Annotated in this window: 20 protein-coding genes; 10 read left to right on the top strand and 10 right to left on the bottom strand. The window is 55.6% G+C overall.

What is annotated here, in order from left to right:
- Nucleotides 1–50: 50 nt before the first annotated feature.
- Entirely contained in the window at nt 51–1,433 is a 1,383-nt protein-coding gene (locus tag CYJ17_RS02045; protein WP_087070190.1) for a pyridoxal-phosphate dependent enzyme, read from the bottom strand.
- Nucleotides 1,434–1,509: 76 nt separating this feature from the next.
- Between CYJ17_RS02045 and CYJ17_RS02040 the strand changes: the two genes are divergently transcribed.
- Complete coding sequence (locus tag CYJ17_RS02040; RefSeq protein ID WP_234984440.1) at nt 1,510–2,208, top strand: CYTH domain-containing protein; 699 nt, start codon at nt 1,510–1,512, stop codon at nt 2,206–2,208.
- Between the two features lie 380 nt (nt 2,209–2,588).
- Here the strand turns inward: CYJ17_RS02040 and CYJ17_RS02035 are convergent, their stop codons facing one another.
- Nucleotides 2,589–3,971 (bottom strand): hypothetical protein, encoded by a 1,383-nt coding sequence (locus CYJ17_RS02035; RefSeq protein WP_143231829.1) that lies wholly within the window; start codon nt 3,969–3,971, stop codon nt 2,589–2,591.
- A 407-nt stretch (nt 3,972–4,378) separates the two neighbouring features.
- Here CYJ17_RS02035 and CYJ17_RS02030 point away from each other — a divergent pair, with 407 nt between their 5' ends.
- Nucleotides 4,379–5,395 carry a hypothetical protein gene (locus CYJ17_RS02030; RefSeq protein ID WP_143231830.1) on the top strand — a complete coding sequence of 339 codons (1,017 nt, stop codon included), beginning with the start codon at nt 4,379–4,381 and terminating at the stop codon, nt 5,393–5,395.
- Nucleotides 5,396–5,518: 123 nt separating this feature from the next.
- On the opposite strand, the gene CYJ17_RS02025 is transcribed toward CYJ17_RS02030, so the two are convergent.
- Genes CYJ17_RS02025 through CYJ17_RS02015 form a run of 3 tightly spaced genes read right to left on the bottom strand, consistent with a single transcriptional unit; the run spans nt 5,519 to nt 11,615 of the window.
- Nucleotides 5,519–6,742 carry a GIY-YIG nuclease family protein gene (locus CYJ17_RS02025; RefSeq protein ID WP_087070194.1) on the bottom strand — a complete coding sequence of 408 codons (1,224 nt, stop codon included), beginning with the start codon at nt 6,740–6,742 and terminating at the stop codon, nt 5,519–5,521.
- Entirely contained in the window at nt 6,742–8,859 is a 2,118-nt protein-coding gene (locus CYJ17_RS02020) for a DEAD/DEAH box helicase (protein ID WP_087070195.1), read from the bottom strand. Before CYJ17_RS02020 ends, CYJ17_RS02025 begins: the two co-directional genes overlap by 1 nt.
- A 2-nt stretch (nt 8,860–8,861) precedes the next feature.
- Nucleotides 8,862–11,615: a DNA methyltransferase gene (locus CYJ17_RS02015; RefSeq protein ID WP_101595723.1), complete on the bottom strand. Its 2,754-nt coding sequence runs from the start codon at nt 11,613–11,615 to the stop codon at nt 8,862–8,864.
- 410 nt (nt 11,616–12,025) lie between these two features.
- Between CYJ17_RS02015 and CYJ17_RS02010 the strand changes: the two genes are divergently transcribed.
- Nucleotides 12,026–12,751: a hypothetical protein gene (locus CYJ17_RS02010; protein ID WP_145989829.1), complete on the top strand. Its 726-nt coding sequence runs from the start codon at nt 12,026–12,028 to the stop codon at nt 12,749–12,751.
- On the opposite strand, the gene CYJ17_RS02005 is transcribed toward CYJ17_RS02010, so the two are convergent.
- Nucleotides 12,746–14,095: an IS256 family transposase gene (locus CYJ17_RS02005; RefSeq protein ID WP_087070464.1), complete on the bottom strand. Its 1,350-nt coding sequence runs from the start codon at nt 14,093–14,095 to the stop codon at nt 12,746–12,748. The genes CYJ17_RS02010 and CYJ17_RS02005 overlap by 6 nt on opposite strands.
- A gap of 58 nt (nt 14,096–14,153) precedes the next feature.
- Here CYJ17_RS02005 and CYJ17_RS02000 point away from each other — a divergent pair, with 58 nt between their 5' ends.
- The 3 genes from CYJ17_RS02000 (at nt 14,154) to CYJ17_RS01990 (ending at nt 16,445) form a co-directional block, all read left to right on the top strand.
- A complete protein-coding gene (locus CYJ17_RS02000; RefSeq protein WP_145989832.1) occupies nt 14,154–14,504 on the top strand; it encodes a hypothetical protein in 351 nt (116 codons plus the stop codon).
- 95 nt (nt 14,505–14,599) lie between these two features.
- The gene (locus CYJ17_RS01995) at nt 14,600–15,286 is read left to right on the top strand and encodes a hypothetical protein (protein WP_087070197.1); all 687 of its coding nucleotides are present in this window, start codon (nt 14,600–14,602) and stop codon (nt 15,284–15,286) included.
- A 1-nt stretch (nt 15,287) separates the two neighbouring features.
- Complete coding sequence (locus CYJ17_RS01990) at nt 15,288–16,445, top strand: XRE family transcriptional regulator (RefSeq protein WP_284881292.1); 1,158 nt, start codon at nt 15,288–15,290, stop codon at nt 16,443–16,445.
- A gap of 42 nt (nt 16,446–16,487) precedes the next feature.
- On the opposite strand, the gene CYJ17_RS01985 is transcribed toward CYJ17_RS01990, so the two are convergent.
- From CYJ17_RS01985 to CYJ17_RS01975, 3 genes are all read right to left on the bottom strand, one after another.
- A complete protein-coding gene (locus tag CYJ17_RS01985) occupies nt 16,488–16,937 on the bottom strand; it encodes an excisionase family DNA-binding protein (RefSeq protein WP_087070199.1) in 450 nt (149 codons plus the stop codon).
- A 117-nt stretch (nt 16,938–17,054) separates the two neighbouring features.
- Complete coding sequence (locus CYJ17_RS01980; protein ID WP_087070200.1) at nt 17,055–17,645, bottom strand: PIN domain-containing protein; 591 nt, start codon at nt 17,643–17,645, stop codon at nt 17,055–17,057.
- On the bottom strand, nt 17,646–18,107 hold the full coding sequence (locus CYJ17_RS01975) for a helix-turn-helix domain-containing protein (RefSeq protein WP_159454982.1): 462 nt from the start codon (nt 18,105–18,107) through the stop codon (nt 17,646–17,648).
- Between the two features lie 105 nt (nt 18,108–18,212).
- Between CYJ17_RS01975 and CYJ17_RS01970 the strand changes: the two genes are divergently transcribed.
- The 3 genes from CYJ17_RS01970 to CYJ17_RS01960 all read left to right on the top strand — a co-directional run bounded on the left by CYJ17_RS01970 (nt 18,213) and on the right by CYJ17_RS01960 (nt 21,148).
- A complete protein-coding gene (locus CYJ17_RS01970) occupies nt 18,213–18,983 on the top strand; it encodes a DUF4261 domain-containing protein (protein WP_087070201.1) in 771 nt (256 codons plus the stop codon).
- Between the two features lie 50 nt (nt 18,984–19,033).
- The gene (locus CYJ17_RS01965; RefSeq protein ID WP_087070202.1) at nt 19,034–19,474 is read left to right on the top strand and encodes a Panacea domain-containing protein; all 441 of its coding nucleotides are present in this window, start codon (nt 19,034–19,036) and stop codon (nt 19,472–19,474) included.
- A gap of 249 nt (nt 19,475–19,723) precedes the next feature.
- Complete coding sequence (locus tag CYJ17_RS01960; protein ID WP_087069845.1) at nt 19,724–21,148, top strand: IS3 family transposase; 1,425 nt, start codon at nt 19,724–19,726, stop codon at nt 21,146–21,148.
- On the opposite strand, the gene CYJ17_RS01955 is transcribed toward CYJ17_RS01960, so the two are convergent.
- Nucleotides 21,118–21,444 (bottom strand): TM2 domain-containing protein, encoded by a 327-nt coding sequence (locus CYJ17_RS01955; protein WP_087070203.1) that lies wholly within the window; start codon nt 21,442–21,444, stop codon nt 21,118–21,120. The genes CYJ17_RS01960 and CYJ17_RS01955 overlap by 31 nt on opposite strands.
- A gap of 286 nt (nt 21,445–21,730) precedes the next feature.
- Here CYJ17_RS01955 and CYJ17_RS01950 point away from each other — a divergent pair, with 286 nt between their 5' ends.
- Complete coding sequence (locus CYJ17_RS01950; protein WP_087070204.1) at nt 21,731–22,978, top strand: ATP-binding protein; 1,248 nt, start codon at nt 21,731–21,733, stop codon at nt 22,976–22,978.
- The last annotated feature ends 10 nt before the right edge of the window (nt 22,979–22,988 follow it).

The raw sequence follows: 22,988 nt of genomic DNA, 5'->3' as shown, positions 1-22,988 counted from the left end.
TGCCGGCACAGAAACCGCCCGCGGAATCAGCACCGGCCACGCGCCAAGCCCTAGATAAAGAAACGGAATTCGGGCGAGCCGGGTTCGACCTTGTGAATATCAATCCCGGAGCGGTCCATGCGATCCAGCAGGTCAGCCAGGTTTTCCGGGTGTTGAATATCGATACCCACCAGCGCCGGGCCGGTCTCGCGATTGGTTTTCTTCGTGTATTCGAAGTACACGATGTCTTCATCGGCCACGAGCACGCGGTCGAGGAATTCCTTGAGGGCCCCGGGTTTCTGGGCGAAGGTCACCAGGAAGTAGTGGCGCAGCCCCTCGTAGACCATGGAGCGTTCCAAAATATCGGCGTAGCGGGAGACGTCATTATTCCCACCCGAAATTACCGCGATGAGCGGGCGCGGAGTGGTGGCGGGAGCGGCGCCACTGCCGGAGAAGGCGGCGTCGTCGTTCCCATTAACGGCGCCGGTGCCCGCGCCCCCGGTACCGGTGCCCGCGGTGCCGGCACTAGCCCCCACGCGGGTTTCGACCAGGGTGTTCAGGCGCCCCACCGCGGCCGGGGCGAGCGCGCCGGAAGGCTCGGCAATAATGCCGTCCACCTGGTAGAGCTCAAGCATTTCGGTACACAGCGCGCCTTCGGGCACGGTGATGAAGCCGTCCACCAGGTCGCGCGCCGCGGCGTAGGTGAGGTCCCCCACGCGCGCCACCGCGGTGCCATCCGCGAAATTATCAACGGAATCCAGCGTGACCGGCCCGCCCGCGGCCAGCGCGGCCTGCATAGACGCAGCTCCGGTGGGCTCCACCCCGATCACGCGGGTGCGCGGATGGGTATTTTTCACCCAGATCGCGGTGCCGGCCAGCAGCCCGCCGCCGCCCACCGGCACCAGCACCGCCTCGGGTTCCAGCCCGCTTTGCTCCACGCACTGCTCGAAAGCTTCGGCGATCACGGTGCCCTGACCGGCGATAATCGGGGCGGCGTCGAAAGGATGCACAAAGGTCGCACCGTGCGCAGAGGCGTACGCCAGGGCGGCGCCGGCTGCGGCGTCGAACGTAGGCCCGCCAATAATCTGTTCCACCCACGCGCCCCCGATATCGCGGATCCGTTCGCGTTTCTGGCGCGGCGTGGTGGCGGGCAGGAAAATCTTGCCGTGAATCCGCAGGTGATTGCAGGCGTAAGCCACGCCCTGCGCGTGATTGCCGGCCGATGCGCACACCACGCCGGCGGCGCGTTCCTTCTCCCCGAGCGCGTGAATCGCGTTGTATGCCCCGCGGACTTTATAGCTGCGCCCGACCTGCGTATCCTCGCGTTTGAGGTAAACGGGCCGGCCGAGGGCGGCGCTGAGGCGCTCGGATAGCTGCAGCGGGGTGCGGCGCACCGTGCCCGCGAGGGTGCGGGCGGCTGCGGCGATGAGCTCGGGTGAAGGTAATTCAGTCATCCTCCTATTGTGCCGGGATGCGGGCGCGATGGCGTGGCTGTTTCACCACGTGGGTGCGCGCGTCTACGATGGAAGCATGATGGAACCCGGCCACGGCTCTGGCATCGACGCGGATGCCGATTTCGAATTCGAACGCAAATTCCTGGTGCGCGAACTGCCCGACGACGTCGCCGAGCACGCCTCCACCCAGGTCATCATCCAGGCTTACACTTTCGCGCAGGACGGCTACGCGGTGCGGGTGCGGGTACGTTTCCCCGATGCTTTCGTACCTTTTGATGAGTTCGACGACGCCGCCGACTTCCGCGGTGGTTACGAACGGCGTGCGCTCGCGCGGATGCTGGGGGCGGGATGCCCGGCGAGCGCCTCGGTGGCGGTGAAATCGCCGGTGGTCAGCGCGGAACGCTACGAGAAGGAAATGGAAATTGATACCGATGTGGCCGTACAGATTCTGCGGCGCTCGGTGGATCTGGTCCTCAAAAATCGTTTCTCCCTGTGGATCGATGAGGACGGCTGGGAATTCGATGCTTTTGGCGGGCAAAACGCGGGGTTGATTATCGCGGAAGTGGAGCGGCGCGCGCCGGTGGTGGACCTGAAAATTCCGGATTTTTGCGCCACCGAAGTTTCCGACGATCTGCGGTTCACCAATGACCATCTTTCCAAGGACCCGTGGATGCAATGGGGTGCGGCCTATATGGAGGAGCTGGATGCGCGCGGGCCGCATTTCCTGGATTTGCGCGCGCCTCAGCAGCGCGAACGCGAGGGCGAAGGGGCGTGAGCGCGCTATTTCCTGAGCGGAAGTAGCATTGCTTATTTCAGTTCCGGTATCGCGCACTGAAAACGAAGCCCACGGGGCATGTAGGCGTGGGCGCATGGTCGGAATATCGTTGAATTGCCGTTGAATGTGAGTAATGGCACGGCTGAGGGTGGCTCAAAACCGCAAGCTTTGTTGCGCATGCGTTTAGACTTATACAAGTACTCACTCGTTGTTACATTAACGGACCTGTGTCGCCATATTGGCGTGCACACCACGGCATGCGTATCACTCAACCTGAGGTGAGCGGGTTGCTTGATCCTGCCGTTGAGGGGCGGCGTGCAAACGCCGCCCCTCTCAGCTTTCTACAAATAGAAGCTATGTAAAACTTGATCTAATGGGTTTTACAGCAGGGTTTGTTTTCCGAATAAAGACTCTAATACCATGTTGCGAGCCTTTTCTTTAACACTGCTATAAGAAGCGCCACTCTTCCCAACCCGTTGCGGATCCCACTCGGCCATTTCAATGATTGGCTTGAGGGTACCGATAAGTTCTTTGAGATTGTCTGGATTTCCGTAGAAATCAGTAGGGGAAAGAATCCATTCAAGGATTTGCTTTTTATTATCTACTTTGATGAGGGATTGGAGGCTGAATACCACGGGCATAAGATAACCCAATGGTGGAACTTCATACGGAACCTCTTCCCCGGAGAATAGTGTCTGGTTGTTTGTTTTGCTGGTTTTCTTCACTGCGGAAATACGTCCGAAAGCGCCGTTATTAGCGTTGTATGCTGATCGAAAACCCTTATAGATGAGATCGTAACAAGCTAAAACTTCGTTCACCATTTTTAGTGCGGACTTTAGGTATGTATCGACAATAGTGCGGCCTGTGCCATCCGGAGTTTTCTCGGTGGCGCCATCCGCTTCAATGAGCAAAGTGAATCTTTTTAGCGCTTCTGCCTTGTATGAGTAGGCGGTAGTTCCAGGTAGTGGGGATACTCCGTAGTTGGAAAGTGTAGGGATCACGCCTAGCGTGACCCAGGAAAGTGCGATTAAAAATCGGGGATCCAGGCGACCGTTGTCGTTCGTGCGCCAAGCGACTTCGCTGGTAATTTTCTCAGGAAGTTCGGTCTTGAGTACGTCAAAAACGCCCCTTTGATTTGCAACCGCCTCGGCGGCAAGCTGTGCGTTCTGATTTCTATTGGCGCATATGCCGGGAATCAGCTCATTAAAAACTGACGGACTATCCACGTTAGTGTCTAGATCTGAAGGGCTGATGATTTCAACCGGAATTAGTGCATCAAGAGTGGGTGTCGACGGCTCTGCTTTCAAAGCTTCAATCTCCGAGGAGTTGCGGTTCCAGCACTCTTTAAGGTCATGCCAAACTTTAACCTTGTTGATTTCTTTTTCGGGGATACCGGCTTCGGTCAATAACGCTATTCCAATTGCTAGAAGGTTATGTCCGCCATCAAGCACTCCCTCACGGTGGCGACATTTAAACTCTAACTGATAGCGACTCCGGTCGCGCTCGACGACTTCTCCGGCACCAATGAGTAAACCTTTTGAATAGAAAGGCATCATTGATGGGTTAGTCAGAAGAGTCTCGAGGATATCCTTGGTGATACTGTTTCGCTTCGAGTGTCGTGGGTTAGCTTCCAGACTTTCGTTCGTAATCAGTCCGATGAGACCGCGCATCTTTACGAATCCGGTGATTCGACGCAATACGCCGATGTGTGAATCTGCAACGTGTTCGATTTTAAGAACTACGGGGGTGTGAGGGGAGGACATCGTATTCACTTCCTTATGTTGAGGTATTAACAGAAATCCCGATGCGAAGAACTGATATGCGGTACGCATCGGAGTTTCCGAAGTTACCCTCGGAAGTCACGCAGGTTTCCACTGCGTTCGTCCACTATCCATCCGGATAGTTCAGCCCCGTTTCGAGATCCGGCCCATGAAATCTGGTAGACCTAATGTGGCCGGTAATGACTATCTTGAGGCATTAACGCCAAGAATGCAACACTCTATATTGTGATATGAAATACAAAATAGATCATTAGAGCTTGTGTGGGTGTTCGGATGGAGCTGCAAAGGTGGACGTATAGTCATCTCCCATGTCCGTCGGTGCGTTCCAGATATTTTCGAGCGGTGCAAGGCTCTTCAGATTCCTTTTCAACGCATATAGAGTTTGTTTTATGAGCGAAAGCAGCGATCGACAGTTCAGCGCAATCTACACGTCTGAGCCTCAGCTCACTCGAGCTTTGGCCGCGGAAATTCGCAATGCGCCACGAGTTGTAGAGCAGTATTTCTCGAAACTACTTAATTGCAATCTAGGTGAGCTTGTGGATGTTGGCTGTGAGAAGGAACAACGCGTTGATGTGAAGCTCACTTTTAAAAGCTCAACCGAAGAGATTAGCTTAGCTATTGAAGCCAAGATTGACCATTTCCTAAGCGAAGATCAGATCTCGCGCGAACGTGAAGTATGTAATTATTTGATATTGCTTGTGTTAGAGGAAAATGACGCTGTGGATTATAGGGACAAAGTCGATGGTGTTATTACATGGTCGGATATTCTCGGAAGGTTCACTGAACCGCGACTGTTGATTTCTGATGTGTACGCAATCCCCGCTCAGAAGGTCCAGGTTGAGCGAAAACTCCATGACGCATTAGAGGGGAGGAGGATTCCCGGATGGGAATTCAAGGTAGAGCGTGGAAATGCGGGGATGCCGGCGATAACGATCTACAGTCCGTTTCACAGTAATGGAAGTCAACTGTGCGGACAGATACAAGTTATCGGGCGCTCGATGCCGAAAGATCTTGATGATGTAAAGCTGGAGTTTTACGTGGGAACCAAAGTGTCTGAGACTGAAGAATGTTACCCAGATCCGGAATTGGGAATTGAGCCTCAGTGGGTCACAAACGCGAGAGTTTTGTATGACAGGGTTCTTGAAGGGGATCCGGGGAAGTTCGACCTCAAGGCTACTAATCACCACAGTTCATCTAAGAAAGGATTGGGCCCTAGGCGCCAACAGATTACCAAGAAGTATTTTCCTAATCATCCCTGGCTTGCCAGGGGGTATATTACCGACTCTTTGGGTGTAAGAAGCTATCCCCGGCCTATCGATGAAGTTCGAGAGCTTGCGGACGATGCAATACGGCTATTTACGAGCTGGTTCGCCGCGCTCGGGGAGAGTGCCTCACCTGAGTTGTAAACCCAGCTTTTATCAATAGTGTTGTCGCTGTCAGTAACGATAGGATTTTCCTTGCCAAGGATGGTCAAAAGTATTCTTTATGTTGATTGGCTTTGACGAGAAAAGTTCTGCTGCCCTGTTCCTCTATTGCTGTACCGGCACGAAACTCTCGCTCCCCTTGTCATAGCGGTACCGGGTGTTTTCCCCGTTCTGAATAAGTTCGACGGCGGTGGCGATGGCTTCGCGCGGGACGATGAACCATTCGCTCGGGTCGTAGTTTTTGCCCTCGTTATCGATTTGCGAGAGGGATACTTTTACGTCCGCGAAGATCTGGTGGAGCAGGTGCTCTAGTTTCGCGGCATTCACATCGTAGGTGACGTACGTGTCCACGATTTCGACGGGCGCCATGAGGTAGGTGGGTGATTGTTCCGCGCCTGCGATGCGCTTTTCTACCGGACCGCGCGAGAACCCAATCTTGTGGAGGTTGCGCAGGCTGGAGATTTGCGGGTCTGTGGAGAGTGAACGCAGCACATAGATCCACCCGGTTGGAGTTTCGTCCGGGTTCACTTCCTCGTCAGCTGCGGTAACGGTATCACTTCCTTGCTGAAGATCAAGGGCGGCTGATTGCGGTTCGACGATAATCCGCCCGTCTTTTCCGAGTGCGGTAGCTAGGGACTGCCGGTAGAGTGCAGATTCTGTGCCGTTTTCAAAGATGACACGGAGCCGTTGCCGGGTCCGGAGTTCGCCACCGGTGTGGTATTTCTGGTCAGCTCCTTGAGCGGCAACGAATCCCATCACTCCGCCGAGCACGAAGTAGAGCCCTTCTTGTACAGCACTGATGCCCGGGAAAGAACGTTGTTCGGCTGCGCCGGAACGCAGCTGGGCATGCTTAGCTTTGAAAAGCGGTTCGAACTGCTCGAAATCTTTGGCTTTTTCGCGTTTCGCAACTGATTCCGGCGTGGCGATAGTCCGCGGCGGCGCAGCGGGGAGCCGGGACACATCGGTGATGCCGTATCCGTCGTCCAGGAGGTTGAACTCATCGGAGGCCAGAACATCGTCGATGCTCTGCGGGGCTTCTTCGCGGGTGAGTAGCCCAAATTCAGTGTCGAGGTCCTTGAGCTTTTCGAGCTTTTCGGGATCGGCACGGATTCCCTCCAGGCGCGCGCCGAGTTTGCGCTCCCCAATAGCGCGGGTGTGGGGGTCAGGTTCGCGCCCTTCTTTGGCGCGGAAGTCCACGATTTCCAGGAAGGCGCGTTCTAGCCGGTCTTCGCTGGTGAAACGCCGCGGGGCGGGAGGTGCGTCAAGTAGCCCTTCGGTATCGGAGGCGAGGATCTTTGCGAATTCTGCTTCAAAATCGAAATCAGCCATTAGTTCTTGTCTCCCTGGGAAGCCTCGGCGCTTGCGGTACGTGCCGGCACCGGCACATCTTCGGCATGCTTACCACCGCTGCGCACTGCCGCGGGTTCGCTCTGCTCAGCCGCAGCCGCAGCTTCAACGGCCGCTTCGGCCGCGGCTTTCTCAGCATCATGCTTTGCTTTTTCGCGTTGCAGGATGAGCAGGCCTTCGGCGTACAGTTTCTCGGTGGGGTCGTCGCTGCGCACGTCCGGGCGGCGGCCATTGACCTTGACCCAGTCGGTGATTGCGGGCCACATCTCCAGTGCTTCTTCGGGCTTCAGGGTGATGCGGGTAGCGGCGATGGCATCTTGGATGATGCGCAGCACCGGGCTGGAGACCTGCTTGGACATCACTTCGAAGGCCTTCTGGAAGGGGTTGATGGATTCAATGAGGTCGATATTGATCTCATCAATATCCACAAACTTGTTCCCCGCTTCCACGAAACGCCGGTCGCCCACGGTCCGCACTTCGCCAGATTTAATCACGGAGGAGACCACCACGTGCTGGCGGATTTGCTCGACTTCTTTCTCAGTGATGTCTGGGTAGGTTTGGCGAATGATGCGCGGGATAAGCACCTTGTTAATGACTTCGGGTTCCGCAGCGCCGGCCGCGGCCCGCGCCACCTGGTCATCTTGGAGAATAGTGGCTTTGAGATCGTCAATATCGGTTGCGATGATCTGCTTTGCGCGCTTGGTAGACGGCTCCACCAGGCCCTTGACTTCCAGGGTGCCGGGATCTGGGGTTTCGTCGGTGTTGCGCTTGGCCCGGAAGTTGTAGTTCGGGGCAAGTACCTGTTCCATGAGCAGCGCCGCGGTGATGCCTTTCAGCACGTTATTGACGGAGAGTGTCACTTCGTTTTGGGTGGCATCCGGTTCGGCCAGCAGGTTGGTGAATTGTGCGTGGCTTTTCCCGGGGCTATCGCGGGTGACGCGCCCGATGATCTGGATGAGTTCGGTATGCGAAGCACGGTAACCAACCGTGAGGGCGTGTTCGGCGAAAGGCCAGTCGAAACCTTCTTTCGCCATCCCGAGCGCGATGATGATGTCAGCGGCGTCGCGATTTTTCGCGGCCACATCGGTCAAATACACTAGGGTCTTAGCGCGCGCTTTCTCATCGCTATCGTCCACGAGGTCCGCGACTCGCAGCACGGCACCGGTGTCACGTCGCCGCACGAAGATCATGCAGTCGTCCCCGGGGAAACGCGGTTCTACCTGCGCAACTTCTTCGGGCGAAAGCACTTCGCCAATAATATCGAGGATTTTCCCGACCTCTTCGTACTTATCCTTGGTGGATTCCCCGGAGTTCACGGAGGGGATATGCAGGATGGTTTTCTTGTCGAGGTCCAGCACTTCCGCGATGGCGTCGGTGTAACGGCCCTGGTAGAAGTGGTGGCCGATCCCCAGCGTTTTCAGGTACTGGTAGCCGTTGAGCTGGTCGTAATAGTTGAAGGTGACGGGCGTGAATTTCGCTTCGTCTTTCGGGTCAAGCACGGGCACGGAGTCCCCGCGGAAGTAGGAGCCGGTCATGGCGATGATATGCGCGTCGGACTGCTCCATAATGGCGTGCAGCACGGAGCCGAGCCGGTTGTTGTCTAGGTCTGCGGAGACGTGATGGAATTCGTCAATCGCGATCACGCAGCCGTTGAAATCCTCGGGTTTGGCCTGTTCAAAAGCGAAACGCAGGGTGGCGTGCGTGCAGACGAGCGTAGCATCCGGCCCTTCCAGGAAACGCAGGAATGCGGCGACTTTCGATTCGTTGCTGCCGGGTGTGCACAGGTTGTTCGCGGGTTTGACGTCCCAGTCCGCGAAGAAGCCGTAGGTGGTGAGGTCGGTGGGCGCGAAGGATGCGCCAATGGAGCGTTCGGGTACCGCCACGATGACCTTGCGCCGGCCCTGGTTGAAGAGCTTATCAAGCGCGATAAACATGAGCGCGCGCGATTTCCCGGAGGCGGGCGGCGCCTTGATGAGCAGGTACTGGGAGGCGCGCTGTTCATAGGCACGAGCCTGCATTTCCCGCATCCCGAGCTCATCGGTGGCAACCGATTTCCCGGTTTGCGCATAGGTCACGTCCACAACGTTTTCGGTGGCCACAGCTATTTCCCTTCTGCTTCGATCATCTGCTGATACTTCGCGAACAGCACCGCGAGGCGTTCCTCATCGGATGCGAACGGGGTGCTCTTGTAAAGTCTATCGACCGCTTCGTCAATTTTTTCGTGCGCTTCGCGGAGGTTGCGTGGCATGAGGTCCGGGTCGTAGAGTTCCGCGAGTGTTTTTTCGCAGTGGTATTCGCGTACATCGAGTACGCGTAGCGCACGTTTCGTAAGTTCTTCTTTCGACGACGCCGACAACTCTGGCACGGGGAAAGTGTTATAAACCAAGGTATTCGAGTAACGGAAATCTGTTTTGAGTTTCCCACCGACTGCGCGTAGCCAGGCCATGTGCATTTTCGAGGTGAGCAAGGCGAACAGCCACGGCTCAGCATCGTAGATGGCGAAGGCTGCATCGGAGATGACAGTGTCAGGGCCCAGGTACCCGATAGGTGCGTATACCCGCCGTTCAGAAGAAACCCGCGGAACGATAATAGAGTCCGTGGGCTTGTAACGGATCTCATCGAAACTCCAGGGGATGCTAGCGAGTTTTTGCGTAGCTTTTCTTACGCTGGCTAATCGCATCTTGGCTACGCGCTCAAATCTACGCTTCACCTCAGGAATTGTGCTTGCCTTATCGTGATTATCTGTGGTGAACCAGAGACAAAAGCGGTCCTTCCCGTTGATGAATTCATCAGCACCGATAAAGCTTTTTACTGCATCGGACAATTGAGGGTAGCGGGACAGAATGTCTTCTGCCTCCCGCGGGGATAGAACAAGATTCCCTCCATCACGAGGTAACGACCCTAGTGTCATTGGCGGGAGAAAACCGCACAGCGGCTCCCGGGTTTTTTGTCGAACAACGACGGATTGTCCCTCGACCAAATAAGGATTAATATTCGAGGCTGACACTTGGATATCGCCGGTGAGGAGGTATTTCTTTTCCTCACTTTTATTCCGCAAGCTAATAACAGCGACAGTTACTCCCGCATTATGCGACGCGTTATTCGTCCACTTAAATGAGGGGTATGCATACCCTATCTCGATGCCGCCGGTAAAGACGTGTGGGTAAAGCAACTCAACTTGGAGGCCTTGGAAAATGGAATTGGTGGTAACAAAAGCCAGCTTGGCCTTCGTTCCCTCGATATATCGCGAGCCTTTGATGAGCCACAAGCAGACGTAGTCCAGATCCTTGGGGTACTTGGGGGAGTCGAAGACGTATGTGAAGTCTTCTTTCTGTTCGGCGGTCTGTTTTTTGGATCCTACATAAGGTGGGTTTCCGATTAAATAAATTTCGTCGGTGCCGTTGTTGGGGCAGACCTCGTTCCAGTCGAGGCGGGTGGCGTTGCCGTGCACGATGTGCCCGGTTTCCTTCAGTGGCATCAGGGGAATATCTAGGCCGAACTTGGCTTTGAACTCCTGGTTCATCTGGTGCTTGGCGATCCAGAGCGAAAGGATGGCCATCTCCACGGAGATGTCGTCAATTTCGATGCCGTAGAAGTTCTCAATATTGATCACCGAGGAGCCGAAGCCCAGGGTGGCTGCGCCGAGCTTTTCTTCTTCGCCCATGCCGAGCAGGCCCCAGCGGCCCGCCGAGGAAAGGGAATCGATGCGGTCCAGGATCGCGTGTTCGAGCTTGCGCAATTCCTTATATGCGATAACTAAAAAGTTGCCGCTGCCGCTGGCCGGATCGAAAAGCTTGATTTTTGAAATTCTTGTGAGGAGTTTCTTGAGGCGCGGTACTGATTCGCAGGCTTTGTCATATTCGTTCCAGAGTTCATCCAGGAAAAGCGGTTTGATGGTTTTGAGGATATTGGGGACCGAGGTGTAGTGCTGGCCCAGGTTGGCGCGCTGGTCCTTATCTACCACCGCCTGGAACATGGAGCCGAAAATATCCGGGTTGATTTCTGACCAATCCAGGGTGCCGAGCTCCAGGAGCGAATCGCGCGCATGCTTGGTGAATTGGGGGACTGTCAAAGAGGCGGCGTCGTCGTTATTAATGCGGAAAAGGCGACCGTTGACGTAGGGGAAGCTCTGCAAGTAGACGGGTTTATCGGACGCGTTGGGAGTGTCCAGCGCGTGGAAAAGTGCGGTGAGGAATGCGGCGGTGTCGGAGCCGTCACGCTGAGTGTGCGAGCCGACCGCGCTGGTGAACTGGCCTTTTGCGAAGATGCCGGTATCCTCCGCGAAGAAGCAGAAGAGGAGGCGGGTGAAGAAGATGTTGAGGCTGTGGGGAGATTTGTCCTCATGGAAGAGGTTGGGGTTGGCGGCGAGGAGTTCGTCGTACACCTTGCTCATGTGTTCGGCGGCGCGGCGGTCCGCGTGGGTATCCGAGGAGAAGTGCTGTTTCTCCATATTCGCCCAGGGGAGGAAGAAGGTGAAATCGCTGGCGAGTTTGGCGAGGGGGATGCTGAGGGAATCACCGGTTTTGGTGTCAATCGCGGCGAGGGATTCGTAATTCGTGGCGATGACGAAGCGGGTATTGAAACGGAGCGCGGCATCACTGGTTTTCATTTCCTGTGCGGTGGCTATGAGGTCGCGGCTGGTTTCGGCCAGGTAGATCTTGTTTTTCCACACGATATCGCGATCCGGGTTCGCCGCGACGTTGAGCGAGCTGGCGGTGGTGGAACGCAGGCGGGTGACGCTGGATTTGGAGATGCCGTAAGCGAGGAGGAGGTCGAAGAAGAAATCGCGGGTGAAGGGCGCACGGGAGGTGAGTTTCTTGACGTTCTCCTCAATACTTTGGAGAGTGATGGCCACAGCCGGCTCCTTTCGCGGACGGGCCCGGGCGCGGCGCGGGTGCTGCGGCTCGGGCGGTACGCTCCTATCTTAGAGGGGGCTTGTGACAGAAATATCGTACGGCAGTGCTTTCGCGCAGCCAGTGGTTTTGGTAGGAGAGCATCTCGTTTGAAGTAGTTTTTCTGGACTATGGATTTTAACGGTTCCAGCCGGCGTGATCGCATGAAATTTCTGTTTGCAAATCGTAATTATCCACAGGGTGGTGGAAGGGGCTCGTGGCAACTTATCCACACGTGCACATGCTTACTGCTTGTGGATAACTTAGTTATGCCCTGAATAATGGGATCGAACAATCGTTTGACTTTAAATAGGGATTAAGGTCAAGATCGCATTAGTTCTCAGCGAATTTTATTTTTCTTAGTTCAGGAGGTTTGCTGAAAATGATTGACCGGGAAGTTGATTTTATGAGATCGCGATATATGCGATGTGAAAAATGTGAGCGGAAATGGAAAGCTTCGGATGAGTGGTTGGGGAAGTTCTTTAACTACCAAGAAGGCCAGTGCCCTGAATGTGGTGCCCGGCATCTAGAGGAGAATGTCCACTTGAGAGTTGATGGAGATCCTGAAGATGCTGCGCGTAACGTCAGCAAACTGACTTCTTTGTACTGGTACCACACGAGTACTCATCCGGACTGGCCCAAAAAGGTTTACGACCCTCGTGAGGAATGGTCTCCGGAATTTCGTGAAATCATGAGGCAAGAGCAGCCTGATGTTGGTTCGGTTGAGGAACAACAAGATGTTGCTTTGCACGTGGGAACATACGAAGCTGCAGTCCATAACATGATCCGCCGAATAGGGTTCCAGTGCGACGGTGGCAAGCAATTCTATCTTTATCGAGTGATGCTAAGCGAAGCAGCAAGTATAGCGGTGGATATACCGTTGGATCCCGCTCCCACCTTCGGGGATCTTAAATTTTCTTCTCAAGAGTTTCCGTCGAATGCGGACATACTTCGCTATGTTAATCTTCACGAAGATCCGGGTAGTGTGTCCCTGGCGTTACGACGTGAGGCGATCAGGTCGGTTGTGCGGTATGAAATTCCAATACGGACCGAGGTGGCTGAGTGTGTCAAGTTGTTTGTGTGTGAGCATTGTTTATAAATACTTATTAAACCGGTCAGGGTAGGCCACGGACATCTGGTTAATAGCAGTTTTCCAGCCCTGGACCCGAGCACCCTCAACATAATGGCCTACATCCACACTCCCTTTCCTCGATTCCTTCGCAAGCTTGGCAGCCCGCCGATCCTCAATATGACAAATCATCAACCACAACGCCTTGATCGCCGCCTCGTCGTTCGGGAACTGACGCCGGTTACGCGTAGCCTTACGCAACTGGCTGTTAAACGACTCGATAGCATTCGTCGTGTAAATAACCTTGCGCGCTGCCGGCGGGAAGCCCAAGAAAGGCGTGAAACGCTCCCACGCGTCCCTCCAGACCTTCACTGATTGGGGATACTTCAACCCAAGGTCACTTACCGCGAACTCTTCTAAAGCACACCTAGCGGCTTCCTCGCTTGGTGCCGTATACACGGCACGCAACGCCGCCGATACGGCCTTACGGTCCTGGTAGTTCACCCACCGATTCGCTGCCCGAATCAAATGCACGATACAGGTCTGTACCATCGAGTCCGGCCAGGTAGCCTCCACCGCTTGAGGTAAGCCTTTCAGACCGTCACAACACACGATAAACACGTCTTTCACGCCCCGGTTAGCCAGTTGGGCACACACACTCGCCCAGAAAGAAGCGCCTTCCTCACGGGCGATCCACAAGCCCAAAACGTGTTTGACGCCGTCCATGTTCACGCCGATAGCCATATAGGCACTCTTGCCTACCACGCGTCCTCCATCGCGTACTTTGATCCGGATCGCGTCAAGGAAAATCACGGGATAAAACTCGTCTAACTGGCGGTTTTGCCAGGTGAGTACTTCGTCAAGGACCGCGTCAGTGATTGCGCTGATCGTCTCCGGGGATACCTCTAGGCGCAGGGAGGTGGCTAGGTGGTGGTGGATATCGCGTACGCTCATCCCGCCGGCATACAAGCTCACGATCATGTCATCCACGTCTGTCAGGCGCCGCGCGCCTTTAGGGACCATGGTCGGGCGGAACGTGCCGGCCCTGTCACGGGGAATATCCACGGTGATCATCCCGTAGTTCGTGGCCACGGTTTTCGGGTAGCTACCGTTACGGTAGTTCCCCATGCTCTCGGCGCCGGCTTCGGCTTTGGCTTTACGGTCTGAGTGTGCGTAGCCTAAATGGGCATCCATCTCGGCTTGAAGGCCACGCGTGATCGAGGCTTGGAGCATGCCGCGTACCAGGTCGTTAGCGTTAGTAGTAGACGTGGCTAGCTCGCCGATCAGCTCGGCCATTTGCGGGTTAGCCAGGAGTTTCTTCTCGATGGCATCGATACGCTGCTTGTCTTCAGGGTCTTGTTTCACGGTAGTCATTCTGGTTTATCTCCTAGGTGGTTTTCACCCTCACACACAAACCATTAGACACTCTCAGGTGGCTCCGTTGCTGGTAGAAGAAGTTGCAGATCGAATCGAGCGTGCTAAATGTGAACCCCTCCCGCAGAAACGGAAAGGGACCATATTCGATTGCTTGGGAATAGAACTCAATGCTGATTTTACGCCGTTGCAAAAAGTAAAAAAAGAAGTGTGCCGGAAGCTCGTGGAACTGTTTCCGCAGGCAATGCGTGAGCTAGGGGGAGCGGAGGCTATTAGAGCACTTTTCACTACTGAAGACGTGCAGGACTCGCTGTCGCAAATTTTTGCTCTTGTTCAGGTGATTAATTTCAGTAGAGCAGTTATGGAGAAGCTGGATGGCGGGAAAGAGGTTGTCATTTCCGATGATTAGCGGCTAAAAAGGCCACCCGCTTTTGGTGTGAAATGCGCGAGACATTACGTGTGGTAGGTCTTCTCAACCATGACATTGGAAGTTATAATATAACCATGGAAAGTCATACTAAGCAGCTTGTAACTATCGAGAATATTCGCAATCTCGCCGCTGTTGTCACCGATTCTGTCGGGGAGGTTCTTAACACGGGAATGTCTGGAGCATTGGCCGATTCTGAGGTTCGGTTGAGTGGACTTGCATACCCGAAATATCCGTACCTCTTTCCATTGTTAGCGCGAGCGCAACTCCGCGAATTTCTCGAAAATGCGGACCTACCGGAGGGGTGGCATGTCACAGGGCAGCCGCAGTTAATGGGGCAACTTATGCTGGAGAACCACGATTTGGGTCTTCTAGTGCGTGTACTCAAAGAATGCCCTGTTATGCCAGGAAAGGTTCCCGCCGCCGGGCACAATTTGGCGAGGCGGAGATCCTGGACTATTGAAGAACAAATGGAGTTAGATCTGCCGGGCAGTGAGGAAGTGTCGCGAACTGCGACGCCATACAGATTCCTCTATCTTTGGGATTATCGTGATATCGAAGATCGTCTCGGTGGTTTCGACTCCCGCTTGGTAATGACCAGCAAACCGGGGAAATACGGCGCTCCTGTTCCGTTGTTGTTGTCGATTCCAATTCCCACGGAACTTGCGGTGAACGAGGGTGAGGAGTGGCAGTACGCCAACGAAGATAACGGCTACGACTACTATGGAAGCAGTCAAGCGGTAATCCGGCAAACGGAGAATTAGGGTGCAGTCAACAGTAGACGGCTGGGTTCGAGCTGAGAGGCTTCGGGCTCTAAAAGACATCACGGGAGTAAATCAGCAGGAGCTAAGTGACCTGCTGGGCGTGAGCCAACCCTTTATCTCCAAGGTGCTCCGGAAAGAAAACGCATTCTCCGAAGAACTCGCGCTGCGGGCAGCGCAGAGCTTCCACGTGCCACTGTCTTTCTTCGCGGTAGAGGATTCCAAGTTCTCCAACGCAACCGCGACTTTCCGTAAATCCAGTACTGCCACGGTCACTGCTGAACGCAAGGTCAATCAGCTCGCGCGAGAAGTCAACCGCGCCTGGGATGCGCTATCGCGCGAATCTGGGTACCTTGATTTTCCCAGTACCGATCTGCTTGCCGCAGGTCTGGGTGTGGAAAATGCCGCTGAACAAACTCGTAAGGTTCTTGGGCTCAGTGCCACGGAGCCGATTCAGAATGTCACCCATATCCTCGGACTTCTCGGGGTTGCTGTGGTGTACCCCTTACTGGAGGATGCCGAAGACGCCGGGCACCTCGCGATTTCCTTGCCCAGTAGGGAAAATACTCGCCCTGCGATCAGTATTGTGCATCGTACGGAGGGTGCGCGCCAGCGCCTTACGCTCGCTCACGAACTTGGTCACCTTCTATTCGATCAGGGCCTTACTCAGCCGATCCCTTCCACTCGCGCTCCGCAAGAACGCCGTGCCTACGATTTTGCGGGGGCGCTATTGCTTCCGGAATCCGTGGCCCGGGCACGTATTAATGAAACGACGCCGCTACGTAGCTTGCTAGATATCAGGCGAGAATACGGAATCAGTGTGGCAGCCACTGCCGTGCGTGCCCAGCGCCTTGGGATCATTACGCAGCACCGTTTCCGGAGCCTGCAGATTCAGCTGGCCAATGCCGGCTGGCGTAAGCGCGAGCCGGTGATTGTTCCTCCGGAAAAGCCTTCCTTGTTCAGGCAAGCGGCGGAGCGAGTATTCGGCAAGAAAGCTCTGGCTTTTAAGATGTCCGAAGCTTTGGGGCTCAAACCGGAATGGATTAACTCCTGGCTGCATCTCGATTCCGCTGCCGATTCTGCCGCCGATACCGCTACTACTGCTGCGGATCGCTTCGGCAATGCTGGCGAATCGCAGGTTATCCAGCTGCGCCGGAGATAATCGACGCCTGAAAGAAGGTCACTCTTCTTTTTTGTGTATCCGCTACTCGGCGCCCATCTCGCGAATTGCCTGGGCGATGACTTCGGGGTCTTCGTCGTAATCGCCCATGGCGTAGGAATCTGCCATGAGAGCATCGAGAGCTTCACGAGTTTGATGCCGCTGCTTTTCGCGATAGTTCAGAACATCGGAGAGCCAGAGCCGGCGATGGGTGGTGATTTTCCGGAACGGTATTGCGCCTTCCTCGCATAGCTTCACCACGGTCGGGCGGGTCGTATTCAACAGATAGGCCGCTTCCTGAGTGGAAATCTCCCTATCTCCATCCGTTTCTTCCTGCACGGCCATCGAAATCTGCGCTCGCAGCAGGGGCGGAACTTCTACAGCAATACCGTCAAAAACCAATTCGACCCTGCGCGCGTGAGCGAGGAGCTGACGGATTTGATCCATTGCCTCCAGATCTGCCTGGGTACATTTCTGATCGTTTGAAGTCGTCACATCACACCTCCTTTTCGTTTCTGGTGTAACCACCCTTGCCCGGATGGGCGGGTAAGGAAGACTGTATCTGTAAGCGGCAGCCGAAAAGTAGCCCACTCTTCGGCCGTGCCCGGAATCCTATGCTCCCTCTTGTGAAAAGCACCGGAGCACTTCCGCGGAGAAGCGCGGTGTGTGGATGGCTAGCTGTTTGAGGAATTCAACTGGTGTCAATCGTGGGCCGCGCCGCCCAGTACGTTTCGCGATATTTCCTATGGCCCCAAGGGTGGTGAACGGATTTTTCTCCCACAGTTCCAGCAGAAAATCATCCGGGTGTTGCGCAATGAGATTCTTTGGAAGAATCGCGGGCGGAAAGTCTTTGAGATTGAACGTTACGATCATATCTGAATTGCTACGGAGTGCACCCTCGATAACATGCGTATCGTTTGGATCAGGAGCATCTCCATAATTGCCTATTGATCCGGGAGGGAGTTCGATGCTCCCTCCCGGAAAGGCGTGGTGCATTCTTTTGAATAGATGCGATAAATACGCCGAGGTGGTCGAATCGTCGATTCCACGTTCCTTGTTGGAGCGTGAGATAGCTCCGGTTAATTCCTCTTCTATGCGATTTGACCAGGAGACGCGGTACACGCCCAGATATGCAGTCTCGAGAAGGGCCTCCCGCAGTAACGCAGGAAAGAGGACGCATGTATCCAGAAAAACCGCGCCCATTTAAAGGCCTTTGCGGATTCTACGGATTTCGGCTATCGCTGCCTCGATCTCCTCGGGAGTCTGGTCATAAAGACCCAACTCGTACGTCATATCCGAGATCTCGTCCAGCGCCTTCTTTGCCACCTGCCGCTGCTTTTCGCGATAATTCAGAACATCCGAGAGCCAGAGCCGGCGATGGGTGGTAATTTTCCGGAACGGTATTGCACCTTCTTCGCATAGCTTCACTACGGTTGGGCGGGTCATATTCAAAAGATCGGCAGCTTCCTGAGTGGAGATTTCCCTATCCCCATCCGGTTCCTCCTGCACGGCCATCGAAATCTGTGCGCGCAGCAGCGGCGGAATTTCGATAGTGACGCCGTCAAAGGTCAATCCAACCCTGCGTGACTTAGCGAGAAGCCGGCGGATTCGATCCATGATCTCCGGATCAATCTGCGCGATTTTGTCATCATGTGTAATCGTCACGTCACACCTCCTTTTCGTTTCTTTTGTTTCTAGTGTAGTGGGCCTCGCGCGGGGAGGGAAGAGTGCATTCCCGCGAAGTTGTGCCAAGCCGCTACGATAGGGCACATGGCTCAAGTTCCGGTGTCCGCTATTCATCCCGTTGCCCCTGACCACCTGGGCGCCGTCGCCCTTTTTAGTGCGCCGATTGACGTGCGAACGGCGCTGGAACGCGTGGAAGTGGACGGCCGGGCCCTCGATGTCCACCTGGATGAGCTCCCCGGCGGGCAGGTGTTCAATTTTCTGGCCAGTGGCGTGACGGTGTTGCTCACGCCCGTCTCCGGGCCGGCCGCGCTGGAGGGCGCCACCCCGCCGCACGCTTTTCACATTATGATGACGTTTTTCTCCGATATGGCGCGCTCCGGGGAGGACATGCCCGACCCGGTGAGCGACGAGTTCGCGGCGCGTCGTCGTACCTCCATGCACACGCTGCACCGGGTGTACACGGCCGTGATCCGCTCGCTCATGGGCGAGGAAGCCGCGGTGGGCGTGGCGCGCCCAGAGCTGGGCATCATCTACCCCGCCGATGTGGTGACCGGTTACCGGATCGACGCCGCAGACCCGTTCCTACTGTGGATTTACGTGCCGATGCGCGCCGGCGAGGTAGTGTCCGGACGCACCGTGGGACTGCCGCTTTTCGGGCACCTCGACCTCGAGGTGAAGGACAGTCACCGCCCGCGCGAGGCCGTGTACGAACTGCTCGCGAACACTGCCGGATATATTATTTCCGACGGCGCAACCCTCATGCCAGGGCAAACTCTGGGCACCGCCGCTGATGAGTCCATCGCCATCGCCCAGGGCCGCGACGGGGAGACCCCCACGCTGCGGTTGATTTACTAGTTTTCCCCGAAATAGGGTGCGATTCTGCGTACGAAATGGGGAGGTGCGGGATGGCGAACGTCGAAGATATTGCCGGGCGTATTCTTGAGCGCTGCGGGCGTATGACCACCATGAAATTGCAAAAACTTACCTTCTACTGCCAGGCCGCTTATCTCGGTGAAACTGGCCGGCCTCTTTTTGAAGGAGACTTTCAGGCCTGGGTGAATGGCCCGGTATCACCAGATCTCTTCGCTCAGCACCGGCGCAAGTTTTTCATTAACCCGGGCGAGCTGCACAGTCGGGGTGAAGGGCTTTCTGATCGGCAGCGGGGCGTTGTTGATGCCGTCTGCGCAAAATTGGGCGAGTTGAATCCAAACGAGTTGGTTGAGAAAACTCATCGCGAAGCTCCGTGGCGGGAAGCCCGCAAGTACTGTGATACTGAAACCCGCTCAACCGTGGTTATTCCTCGGGATGCTATTGAGGAGTACTACCGGGCCAATCCGGTTCTATAGGTAGTGACATAGGAAAAGGAGGGGCGGCAGCACCCCTCCTTTACTTATGGCTCCACGGGCGTTCGGGATTCCGAACGCGCAGGACGGGAGTGTGAATTAGTAAATCCAATCCCCGCTCTGGGTGAAGATGAAATCATCACCGGGATATTTGCTGAGCTTCACGCAGCCGATAATGAACTCCACCAGCGCCCAAATGCCGATAGTGGGGGGTGCGGACGGTTTCCTAGAGATTTTTAAGGAGAACGTTCAATGAGTAAGCGTACGTACACGAGAGAGCAGATCCGTAAAGCCCTCACCACCTACCAACGCACGCAATCGGTAACCGCCACAGTCCGTAAACTGGGCTACCCAGGCCGAGACACGCTCTACAAATGGATCCGGAATAGCAACGAGAAACCAGAGCAGAGAAAACCGAAGAAACACGCCCCTAACCAGAAAATATCAACGGACGTGAAAGTAACTGCCTGCAAGCGATTCCGCAGCGGGGAAAACGCCTACACTATCGCCCAGGATCTAGGAATCGTGAACTGCACAAACATCTATGCTTGGGTTAAAAAGTGGGATGCGGAAGGCAGTCTAGGACTCATGAACGAGAAAGAATGCGACCAGATCAAAGCGAAAACCCGCCACCAACTGGAAGCCCAGCTACCCCAAGACCCGGAAGAATTACGTGCTCTTGTAGCCGATTTAATCGTGCAGAAACGCGTCTTGAAAGCCCAGCTCGAGCTAGCAAAAAAAGGAAAAGCCCGCACAGGCGGGCGCAGTGAAGCGGTAGAGAAAACACGGGTAGCTAACCAGCTACGCTCTACCACGCCGCTAGCCATGGTCTTAGATACCTTGGATTTGCCGGCAAGCTCGTACTATTACACCGCTAAACAGCTAGAGCGGCCTGACAAGCATGCTCGCTTGCGTGAGTTGATCGCTCAGATCGCGCGCGAGGGCTTGTATACGTATGGGTATCGGCGTATCCGTTTAGCGCTTAGAAAGCTTGGGTATGTGGTCTCGGAGAAAGTCATCCAGCGCTTGATGCGGGAAGAGGAAATCCCGGTCAGGTATGCCAAAGCACGCCGGAAGTACTCTAGTTACGGCGGGGAGATCAGCCCGGCACCGGAAAACCTAGTCGAGCGTGACTTCCACGCTGATGAGCCCGGACGGCTTTGGCTCACGGATATCAGCGAGTTCCACGCAGCTAACGGGAAGGTTTATCTCTCCCCGATTATTGACTGTTATGACGGGAAAGTCGTGGCGTATACGAGGGGATTACACCCAACCTCAGTGTTGGCTGATTCCTCCCTTGAAAACGCCCTGGCAACCCTCCCGCACCAGCGTCTAAACGAGCTACAAGCCGGCCAGAGTGAGCATCCACTCGTGATCCATTCGGATCGGGGAGTCCACTACCGGTCTGTGTCCTGGATTGAGCTTACGCGGCGTTACGGGTTGACGCGGTCGATGTCGAAGAAGGGGTGTAGTCCGGATAATTCTGCTTGTGAGGGGTTTTTCGGGCGGATGAAAACCGAGATTTATCACGGGAAGAAGTGGGCTACAACCGATGAGTTATGCGAGGCGATAGACGAGTATATGTTCTTCTATAACCAGAAGCGTATTACCTTGAAGTTCGATGGTTTAACGATTGTGGAGCATCGTCAAGCGGTTTTAAGCGATAATGTCCAATAAACAGTCCGCAGCCCCGTGAGCCAGTTAAAGAGAATCATGCAGATTCCGATACCTACCTGCCCGCGCAGGAAACGGTGGACGCCGAAGCCTCCCAAGAAGAAAGCAAGGAGCACATAAACGATCTTATTGACCGTGCGGAATTGCGGCTCTTGGTAGTAATATGCGGGCGGGGCTGTGGGATACGCCTCCGGAGCGGTGGGGTACGGCTGCCCCGGCCCTTGATACGGCTGCCCCGGAAGTGGATACTGCTGGTTCTGTTGCGGCCCCCGTTGCGGGTACGGTTCAAAAGCGCTCATTGATCCAATCTTTCCTTGTGCCCGGTATGTCACGAGCTTCTGCCGAAAAGTATAGCCGGCGGGCCCGTAAGCTGGGCTGCTATGAGCTGTGAGGAAACGCCCGACACCTGGTGAGGAAACGTCCGGCCCTGTAAAAGCAATAGCTGCAAGGCGGCGAAAATAGCAACCGCGAATCCGCAAGACTGATAATGAAAAACCCGCAAAAGTGATATCGATAAGTCCGCAAAAGTGATATCGAAACTCCCGCAATAGTGACAATGGCACGCGAAACGGCTAGTCTCACAGCATGGCTTATATTCGGCGCGCGGTTGATACAGTGCTGCAACAAGACCTGGAAATCATGGGTGGTGTGGTGATTGAAGGTGCGCGCGGCTGCGGTAAAACCGAAACGGGCATATTCCACGCTCACTCAGAATTCCGCGTGGATCAGGCATCCAACCAGCGCCTGGCGGAACTCAATCCCCAGGGAGTTCTGGAAGGCGATGTTCCCCGGCTCGTTGATGAGTGGCAGCTCGCCCCGATCCTGTGGAACGAAATCCGCCACGAAATCGATGTGCGGCGTGCCCCGGGTCAGTTCATTTTATCGGGCTCGGCCACCCCGGCCGATTCGATTACCCGCCACACCGGCGCCGGCCGGCTCTCCCGGGTGCGCATGCGCCCCATGGCCCTGGGCGAAGCATATCCGCGTGAAGACCGCATCACCCTGAACGAGCTACGCACCGCCACACAGGTTCGCTACGTACCCGGTGCCCTCAGCTACCCCGAACTCGCGACCGAAGCGGTGCGAGGCGGCTGGCCCTTCCTTGTCTCCTCGCAAAATCCTGCCTTTATCCGATTCGTCCAGAACTACGTGGACAATATCGCGCATGTTGACCTCGCGCAGGTGGACGCCCGCTTCGACCCGGAACGGGTGCGGCGCCTACTGCGCTCCCTCGCCCGGAATATCGCAAGCGAAACCGCGGCGACCACCCTCTCTCAAGATATTTCCGCGGACGGCGGCGAACTCTCCCCGCAAAGCGTGCGAAGCTACCTCGATGCGCTCACCCGGATTTTCATCGTGGAGGAGCTCCCGCCCTGGAGCGGCTCCTTGCGCTCAAAAACCCGGCTCCGCAAACAGGCGAAACTGCATTTCTGCGATCCATCTCTGGCGCTCGCGGCCCTCCGCGCAACCCCGGAAGAGCTCGCGAATGACCCCGAATATTTCGGTCAGATTTTCGAATCCATGGCGGTGCGGGACATCCGCACCTACGCGGAGCAGATCGGCGCCACCTGTTTCGGTTACCGCGATGAGAGCGGCCTGGAAGTAGATATTCTGCTGGAGTTCAGCGATGGCCACTGGGCCGGCATCGAAGTGAAACTCGGCGAATCGGATCGCGCCGTGAGCGCGGGGGAGCGCAATCTACTCCGGCTGCGCGATGCCCGTATGGTGAAAGCCCCGGATTTCCTCGCGGTGGTGACCGGTGGCCGCACCGCATTCACGTTGCCAAGTGGCGTTCATATTCTTCCCCTGAGCACCATGGGGCCGCTACTGTAGTGAGGTGGTG

The organism is Actinotignum timonense, from assembly GCF_002860685.3.
GTDB classification, from domain to species: Bacteria; Actinomycetota; Actinomycetes; order Actinomycetales; family Actinomycetaceae; genus Actinotignum; species Actinotignum timonense.
This window is presented reverse-complemented; position numbering and strand designations above follow the sequence as displayed.